This window comes from Bacillus sp. JJ1566, from assembly GCF_036962685.1.
Lineage (GTDB): Bacteria > Bacillota > Bacilli > Bacillales > Bacillaceae_L > Ferdinandcohnia.
The window spans coordinates 67,614-76,844 of sequence record NZ_JBALOP010000032.1; the positions used below are offsets into that span (position 1 = coordinate 67,614).

The 9,231-nt window shown below is 36.4% G+C and carries 5 protein-coding genes and 1 riboswitch; of the genes, 1 reads left to right on the top strand and 4 read right to left on the bottom strand.

The features are described from left to right. Positions 1 to 42 precede the first annotated feature (42 nt). Positions 43 to 239, bottom strand: a riboswitch (cobalamin riboswitch). Between the two features lie 211 nt (positions 240 to 450). Beyond that, positions 451 to 861, top strand: coding sequence for a VOC family protein (locus V7112_RS14005; RefSeq protein WP_335420780.1), 411 nt, complete (start codon positions 451 to 453; stop codon positions 859 to 861). A 38-nt stretch (positions 862 to 899) separates the two neighbouring features. On the opposite strand, the gene V7112_RS14010 is transcribed toward V7112_RS14005, so the two are convergent. The 4 genes from V7112_RS14010 to V7112_RS14025 all read right to left on the bottom strand — a co-directional run bounded on the left by V7112_RS14010 (position 900) and on the right by V7112_RS14025 (position 8,959). Next, positions 900 to 1,439 carry a GNAT family N-acetyltransferase gene (locus V7112_RS14010; RefSeq protein ID WP_335420781.1) on the bottom strand — a complete coding sequence of 180 codons (540 nt, stop codon included), beginning with the start codon at positions 1,437 to 1,439 and terminating at the stop codon, positions 900 to 902. A 59-nt stretch (positions 1,440 to 1,498) separates the two neighbouring features. Next, positions 1,499 to 1,822, bottom strand: coding sequence for a hypothetical protein (locus tag V7112_RS14015; protein WP_335420783.1), 324 nt, complete (start codon positions 1,820 to 1,822; stop codon positions 1,499 to 1,501). A gap of 199 nt (positions 1,823 to 2,021) precedes the next feature. Continuing rightward, positions 2,022 to 7,109: a 5'-nucleotidase C-terminal domain-containing protein gene (locus V7112_RS14020; RefSeq protein ID WP_335420785.1), complete on the bottom strand. Its 5,088-nt coding sequence runs from the start codon at positions 7,107 to 7,109 to the stop codon at positions 2,022 to 2,024. 347 nt (positions 7,110 to 7,456) lie between these two features. Continuing rightward, positions 7,457 to 8,959, bottom strand: a complete 1,503-nt coding sequence (locus V7112_RS14025) for an acyl-CoA synthetase (RefSeq protein WP_335420787.1) — start codon at positions 8,957 to 8,959, stop codon at positions 7,457 to 7,459. Positions 8,960 to 9,231 lie beyond the last annotated feature (272 nt).

The window sequence follows — 9,231 nt, forward strand, 5'->3', positions numbered from 1 at the left end:
ACCTGTCGCCATCGTTTCATCTTCCCAATCCCCGAAGAAGGTGAAACATCTAAAGAAAAGACAGGTCTCCTGACTTATGCGTCACTCTACTTTGAACCCTTCCCATATAAGTACCTACTTGAAGTTAGCTTATACAGTGGCCTGTTCATTTCGTCAGCATTTACAGTTGCGGGGGCAGTTCTGGATTTTCACCAGATTCCCAATTAAGCCCTAACGGCATCTTTTTCTCAAGGCAAAACACAATATGTAGTTATTTAAATTAAAAATCTATCAATATATGCAATTACATTTAATAATAAGTGACTACTCTACTTTTAGCAAGACAAATTTTGACAATTATTTCTCGAGAAATAATTAGTAGGATATAATATCATTCATGTATGTTTTCTTAAGGAAAAAGAAATCATAGAGTAGTGCATTTGGCAATTTTAAAAAAGGAGTGTTTTGTGAATGAAAGGAAATGCAACACCGTATTTAATGTTTAATGGGAATGCAAAGGAAGCTCTGGAATATTACAAGGAAATCTTTGATGGTGAAATTTTGGATGTACAAACATACGCTAAAGCAGGTTATGAGAATCAGGACTGGGCAAATGACCGACTCATTCATGGTAAATTCAAAAAAAATGGCTTCTTAATAATGGTATCAGATGACTCTCCCGACCATACGGTTACTTTTGGAAACAATATCTCCCTCGTAATCGAATTCGAAAACGAAGAAGAGATAACTAAAACATATAATGCTTTAAAGGAAAAAGGAACTGTATTGATGGAGCTACAGGATACCTTTTGGGGTGCTAGATATGCAAAAGTAAAGGATCAATTCGGGATTATTTGGGATTTAAACTTTGAAAAACAGTAAAATTTGAAAATCCCCCGAATCGTCCGGGGGGATTGTTTTTATTTATTCCACTCATGCCTTAGAAGGCCATAAAAGTACATATCAAAACGCTTTCCGTCTCGTTCTAAGAATTCCCTAGAAGTTCCTTCCCTAACAAACCCCAATTTTTCATATAAACCTATAGCTCTTTCATTATATTGAAAAACGGTTAATTGAATTCTGTGGAGATTTAATTCCTGAAAGGCAAAATCTAACACAAGCTGCATGGCTTCATACCCAATGCCACGATTTCGGTTACCAGGATCACCGATTGCGATTGCAAGCCATGCATTTCGATGTGGCCAAATAATACTGTCAATGTCCACAAAGCCAACTAATTTATTAGTCGCTATTTCTTTAATACCAAATACGAATGCCTTCTCATTTTTCTGCTCTACCCAATCCTTGAAGTCAGATGGATGCTTTGGGAAAGACGGCAAAGTATCTAGATTTCTAAGAAACTCCTGTTCTTCATACCAGGTTACTATTATAGGAACATCCTCATCCTTAATTCTTACTAGTTCAACCTTTTTTCCTTTTAGAAGATTATACGTAATCATTTGAAAAACTCCCTTATCTTTTCTAAGAAAGTATTTCAACATTTTTTATAAAAATCCCTTTAATTCTGTTCAATTTCAAAAAATGATGTTTGACTTCCAAGGCTACCGCCTTTTGTTAGATTACGAGGGATTTTATGGGTTTTTTCTAGAATAAGGGCATAGTTTCGATCTACTGCCTTTTTATACCGAATAAGTACAACCGAAGTTACAATGATTTGGAGGGCATATAAAGGGATATAGAGTAAATCTTGTATAGAGTCTTTCAGTAGAAAGATTACAAGCAAAATGACAAATTGAAAGAAGAATACTTTTTTGGATTTTAATATAATCCCAAAAGCCAATGTTATAATCCCTATAACACTTAAAAATAAATACTGTTCCATTATTTTCAACCTCCTTTTGTTACTTTCATTATCATATGAAACCGCAGTCGAAACTTTGACGTGAATCAAATTTTGGAAAAAAGGGTGCAAAAAAAGCAGTAAGGGAAAACAATTGCTTTTTCTCTCACTGCTTACTTTTTTGAACTTATATTGTTTTTCTCATTCCGTTTCTTACTTTCTTGGTTCCGACAAATAACCTTTAATTGAGCTTACTAAAACCTGTACCTTCAGATTTGATTGTGAAGCCATAAGGATCTGTAGCTCCCTTGCGATTGTCGTTCTGCACTTTAATTTCAATTTTACCGTCAGGCAGGTTAGCAGCAAGAACTTGAAGTTCGCTAACATTATTAGAGACTACTAATGTTGCATTTGCTTCTTTAAGCTTTGCAACGGCCTCGGAACTCAAAGATACAAAAATTGTATTTTTCTTTTCAGGAACTTCAACTCTAACCGTAGCTCTATCTTTTAAATCACCTAAATCATTTGCAGCTACTCCATATTTATTTCCTTTCTCTTCCTTTGGAGTAACAACAACAGTTTGAGGTTCTTCTGGTTCTTCATCCGGTGTTGTATAAACATCAACGATTCTGCCTTCAATTTCAGTTGGAATTCCCTCGCTTCCGATGCTAACTAAATGATCACGGAAGTTCTCCCAATCTGAAAGTCCTAAATCAGTTACACGACCTTCTTCATAAGCCTTTGCAAATACGTCATAACCGTCTCCGCCTTTTGCTGTGAATGCGTTTGTTGCAACTGTGTAGGTATTATTATCTTGTACCTCTATATATTTACCTTTTTCATTTAGATACGCTACAGATAAAACACGTTCTCCAGCTGGTTTAGTAGAATCAAATTTAACTTTACCGCCAGCTACATGTAAGAAGCCGCCATTTTCTGCTGGGTAATTACCTACAGAGATTTCAAATGCTTCTTTAAGCTCAGCACCTGTAACTTCCATCGTAGCTAACGTATTACCAAATGGGAGAACTGTAATTACTTCACCAGTTGTGATTGGGCCCTCATTGATAGCAGCGCGGATTCCACCACCGTTTTGTAATGCCATAATTACATCTTTACCTGTGAATGATTTTGCTTTGGCAAGCATTCCGTCAGTAATTAAGTTACCTAAGATTGTTTCGTTCTTACGTACGCTTGGTTTTGTATTATCACCATTTGTACGTGGGTTTTCTAGGGCAAAAGGAGTCGATACGCCGATTTCTTCTTGAGCAACTTTGTCAACCTGTGCTTTGAATGGTGCTAATATTTCTACTGCTTCAGCATCTGCCACTTGACTGCCGATTGCAATTAAACCACCATCATGAGTCACTACTATACCATTTTCATCAAACTCAACATTTAGAACACCTAGGTTGCTATTCGCATTACCTGTTTGAACGATTACTGTTGGTGTTGCATCTTTTGCAACAACGACTGGTTCCTTTAATGTCGTATGGCTATGTCCGCCTACAATTACATCAATACCCTCTACTTTTTCAGCAAGTAAAAGGTCGTTATCAACTGCAGCATTATCGTCAAATCCGATGTGAGTTAATGCAATGATTTTATTAACATCTTTTGCTTCCAAAGCTGTTACAGCTTTTTCTGCTGCTGCAAGATAGTTTTCGAATTCGATAGATCCCGGGCTCGAAATATCTTTAGTTTCTTCTGTTGTTAAACCGAAGATACCCACTTTTTCACCGTTTACTTCTTTGATGATTCCATTATAAATTTGACCATTTTTATAGTCTGATGCGACGGAATCATTAAAAATTCCATTAAATTTAGCATCTTTCGAGAAATCAGCATTGGCACTAACGAATGGGAATTGTGCACCTTCTATAAAATCAACTAATTTTTGATGCCCTTCAGTTGAAGAACCTAAATCAAATTCATGGTTACCAAAGGTCATTGCATCAAAGCCCATCAAGTTCATCATGGCCAAGTCTGCTTCTCCTTGGAACTCATTGAAATACAATGTTCCTGTAAATGCATCCCCTGCATGTAAAAGAAGTGCATTTGGATCTTTTGCTCTTTCTTCTTTTACTGCTGTTACCGTTTTAGGCATATTGTCTAAAGCAGCATGTGTATCGTTTGTATGCAAAACAGTTAAATCAAAATTTTCTTTTAAATCCACTTGAACCATTACCGGATCATGGTCACTTGCACGACCAGCCATATCTGTAAAATCTGCATTGATGTGAAGAATATCAATTTTAGTTTTCTCTACTAAATTATTTGAAACTAAAATATGGTCTAAAACTTGAGAGTTTCCTTGGAACAAATAGGTATAGCGGTCATCTTTATCCACTTTGTTAATCATATTTGTCATTAAATCGCCTTCATGGATTTTAAGAGACTGCGTGAATTGGAAATCGTTAAAATCACCAACAGATACAATGTTTGCATTTGGATTTTTGGCTTTTATTTCCTCTACAAAGTCATAAACAACATTCGCAATTTGTATACGTTGTTCCTCACTACCATAAAATGGCGGTTGTGTTGAACCGAATAATGGGGTGTCACCCGATTTTGAGTTCCAATGATTTACAATAACAACAACATCTTCACCTTGGAAGCTAAATTGTGCTGCCAATGGTTTACGACTATTATTAAATGCAGCGTTTGTTGGGTCAATACGACCTGGGTTATGAGTTAATTTACCATTTTCATAACCAACTGCTGTTGTAGCATCACCAGCTTGAATCCCTTCTGGTAAGGATACACGCTCTGGATTGTATAAGAATCCAACACGGATATTTGCATTTGGCGCCCCACCATCTGCATTGTTAATAGGGTCAATGTTTAAATATTCATATTTAGGGCCACCAGCGGTAACAATCGCTTGAATCAAACGTTCATAGCTTTCATTTGCAGCTGAATCTCCTGCACCTTGCCCATTGTTATCTTGAACTTCAGTTACGCCGATAATGTCAGGGCTTTCCATATCTTGAACAAATGCTCTTGCTAGTTTTCGAGCTTTATCATCAGATGTTTCTTTTGTATTATTTGAGAAGTTTTCTAGATTATAAGACGCAATCGTTAGCTTATCTTCCTCTTTAACAATTGTTGTAGTCTCAGGTTTAGCATTACCTTTTACGTATTTTTCTTGCATTACTTCTAAGTCAACATAAATCTTATAGTTTTGGAAACCATAGTTTACCACACCTGTGATTGGTCCAGTAAATTTGTCCCCAGTTGCTACTTCGAAATTTCTAGCAGCATTATTATCGTACATTTTGAATTGGATACGATCCGGATTAGCGTTATCTTCGGTTAATAAAACACCACCATGGATTGTATCAGTTTGTCTGTCTTCTAGAACAGTAATTAAATCCCCATGCTCTTGAGGTGCTACAGCTTTAACTGTTCCTACTTCAACAAGCATACCTTCTACGCTTTCCCAGAAATCAATCGCATCTTCTTCTGGATCAAACTTTCCAAAGCTATCATTATCAATTACTAGGTTTGGAAGTTTGTCGCTAGTAATTTTTATAGGTGCAGGTAATGTAACATTTTGTTCCATTACTGATACCTTACCCCCGCGGTCTTCTCTTGCAGCGATTTGTGTAACAGAAAGGTCTGTGTCACGTTTTGAATCATTATAGCCATCGATTTGAAATTCATCGACTGTACCTGTTACGCTAACTAAATTACCTACTTTCACATTTGCTGCTTTGTTCCCTGTAAAAACGACGATACCTTCAGATGTCTTTGGATTGTTATCCTTTTGATCATCTGGAGTTTGCATATGAAAGTAGTTATTGCTACCAATTTTGTAAATATAGGTTACGACACCTTCAATATTTTCTACACTCATTCCTTTTAGAGGAGATTCATGGGATTCTCCTTGGATGTCATGGATGTTGATGTTTTCAACATCGAATACTTGATAAGAAAATTCCTTTACTTCACTAGTCGTTAATCCTTCTTTTACAGCAATCGCTTTGATTACTAAGTCTGTGTCAACTGTTATCGGTGTGCTATATTTTTTACCATTGTCAACTGTGGGTTCAGTACCGTCAGTGGTATAGTAGATTTCTGCACCCTCAGTTGTAGTCGATAATGATACTTGAGTTCCCACTGGAATTGTTCCAGATGGATGAGATGCACTTACCGGTTGAACTTTTGTTGCATCTACTACAACATCCGCTTGTCCACGAGGAATGATTTGATAATCCGTATCGAACTGTTGGACAATACCTGTTATCGAATCATATGTAGCTCCAACAGTTAATCCTAATGTATCGTTTTCATCTCGAACTAAAAATTCAGTACCATCTTCTGCTTTAGCAGTGTAATTTGCCCAGCCACTTCCTTTTGATACAGAGGTAAGTTCGACCTTTCTAATAACAGCTAGTTTAGATTCATTTTCTTCATTAACTTCAGATCCTGCTAATTCAATTGGAGCTGGAATGCCTTTAGCCTCCGTTTTTTCAATCAATGTTGCAGTATCTAATTGTAATAATCCTCTAAATTCTTGTAAGGAACCACTTACAGTGATTTCATCGCCGAGTTGAACATTTAAAGAGGTTGGACGAACAGCAATTGCAGCCGTCTCATCTTGGATGTGAAGCGTGTTCTTTAATTTTGCAGTTACAATACCTTTAACTGTTGCATTACCAGAACCTTGAGTTCGTGCTTCAGCAATGCTGATTACAGTTGGTTGTTCTGGATCTGGTTCACCTGGATTTGAATCTCCGAAGGTATGTTTTCCAAGATCAGAAAATACATCTTTCCCTAAATTGGTCCATTCTACATTTGGATTAAAAGCATCAGTTGGATTGGTATCTCCAGTTGTAATATCACTGTTTCTTACTAAAGTAACATCAGCTAAATTATTAATACGTGTGCCAACTTGTCCTAAGGAGTCAATTACTTGATCTTGGTGTTTAAGAACAAGCGCGTCATCGCCATTAAAATTTATTACAGATAAATTTTCTAAATCCCCAACGTTTTTAATCGCTTCAGCTGCATCTCTATGGTAGATAACATAGGTGTCACCATTCTCCAAAGTTCCAGATAAATTTAATCGATTAGTTGGTGAATTGCTACCGTTTGAATATAATTCAAGTGAATATTGACTTAAATCAGTACTAATACCTGTCCCATTATAAATTTCAATTGCTTTGTTTAAACTGCTACCTTCAACATATTCCGAGATGAATAAATCTTCGGCAGCTGCCTCTGCAGCACTTGCAGCAGGTGCAAAGTTTAATAGAGTAGTAGGCACTATTAAACTAAAAACAAATAAAATCGATAGTAATTTCCTTACTATGACTTTTTTCACAGCGTTCTCCCCTTTATTGAAATGATATAATTTGGTACGTTTACAGAATACTGGTAAATATATTTCAGGTCAATATAATTTACGAAAATTAAACATTGATTTTACAAACTTTAAGCATAAAACACGAACGATAGGTATAAAGTATTAGTTAATTATTCATGTTTTTCATCTCCCTACTAAAATATATAGTAATAAAATACCATTATGGTTATAATATAAATTTATTTATAAAATGAAAGATTATACATCTTTCTTTGTTAAAAAATGCAACAAAAAACGACTACAAATATAGTCGTCGTAGTCGTTTTTAACCGTATTTAATTATTTTATGACCGGACACAATTCTATTAACCAACTAAATTTTCATATGTTTTCTGCAAATGGTTTTTATCAATCTTTCCAACATGAGTTTTTGGTATATCTTCTACAAAGATAAACTCTTTCGGAACTTTGTATTTACCAATCCTTGCTTGGCAGTACTCTTTTAATTCCACCTTCGAAACTTGATGGCCCGGTATTAATGAGACGACAGCAATGACCATTTCTCCCCATTTTTGATGTGGCACACCAATAACAGCAACTTCATTAATCGCTTGATGCTTGCTAATGCATTGTTCTACCTCTAATGGATAAACATTTTCCCCACCAGTAATGATCATTTCTTTCTTGCGACCAACAATATAGTGGTAGCCTTCCTCATCACATCTTGCTAAATCGCCGGTATGAAGCCAGCCATCATGGTACGCTTCCTTGGTCGCATCTGGATTATTCCAGTAATGGTGAAATACATGCTTCCCACGAATTAATAGCTCTCCTACTTCTCCAGCCTTTGCTTTTCTTCCTTCAGAAGTAATAATTTTCACATCATTATAAAACATCGCCTTTCCCACAGATCCTCTTCGAAATCTTGAAATTTTGGGATCGATAAAGAAATTGTTTGGGCCAGCCTCTGTTAGACCATATCCTTCTTTAAAAGATAATCCCTTTTCTTCAAATGCCTGATAAATTTCGAGCGGACATGGTGCTCCACCCGATAAAAATGTATGCATTGTTGGAAAATTTACATCTTTGAAGGATGGGGTGTTAACCATCATGTGATACATCGTCGGAACAAGTAATACGACTGTACACCCCTCTTGATTGATAATCTGGATCGCTTGATTGGGCTCAAAGTTTTTAGCTATGACAACTTTTCCACCCATCATTAAAATCGGAATTGATAAGGCATTGAGCCCACCTGTGTGAAACATCGGCATATACGTCAATGTCACATCTTCCGCACATAAATTCCAGCTCACGATTGTATTTAACCCATTCCACATAATGGATTGATGGGAAAGGACCACTCCCTTTGGTTTACCTGTTGTTCCGCCTGTATAAATGATTGCTAATGGGTCCTCTTCTTGGATGAGTTCCTCTTGTTCATATGTGTTACTTGAATCATTTGCAACCCGATGATACTCTTCCGAATCAATTTTTACGATTTTCCTAGATGTAGTATTTTGCAGTAAACCCTCCAAGTTACTTGATAATGCTATTAGCCTTGGTGATGAATTTGATAGTATATAATCTATTTCTTCACTTGATAAACGCCAGTTTAAGGGCACAAAGATTGCCCCAATTTTCCCACAAGCAAAAAGCAAATCGAAATAACTTATATCATTTGGAGATAGCAGAGCAATCCGATCTCCCTTTTTGATTCCGATTGTTTTGAAATAGCAGGCAATATTTTCCGCTCGGTCATTTAATTCTTGAAAGGTAAAGCGGTTGCCCGTTTCCCCGTCTACAACAGCAATCGAATCAGGTGATAGTCGAGCCCGATTTGCGATCCAATCCAGTTCCCACCTCACAACTATCTCTCCTTACGTCATCTTAATTCTATTCTTACTATAGAAGAGAGGAGTTACATGGAAGTTACATAAGTGCAAAACTGGGATGGGAATTTTATATGTGTGATATCAAAGACAATTCATTGAAAATTTTACTTCGGTTTGTCCCTGAGACATGCTATCAGAAACATTTCATTCAATATTTTATTACGTTTTGTCTTTGAGACAGGCTATCAGAGACAGTTCACCTAATATTTTATTACGTTTTGTCTTAGAGATAGGCTATCAGAGAC

Coding starts and splice junctions, on each gene's coding strand:
- V7112_RS14005 (WP_335420780.1), top strand. CDS start 451: ATGAAAGGAAATGCAACACCGTATTTAATGTTTAATGGGAATGCAAAG.
- V7112_RS14010 (WP_335420781.1), bottom strand. CDS start 1,439: ATGATTACGTATAATCTTCTAAAAGGAAAAAAGGTTGAACTAGTAAGA.
- V7112_RS14015 (WP_335420783.1), bottom strand. CDS start 1,822: ATGGAACAGTATTTATTTTTAAGTGTTATAGGGATTATAACATTGGCT.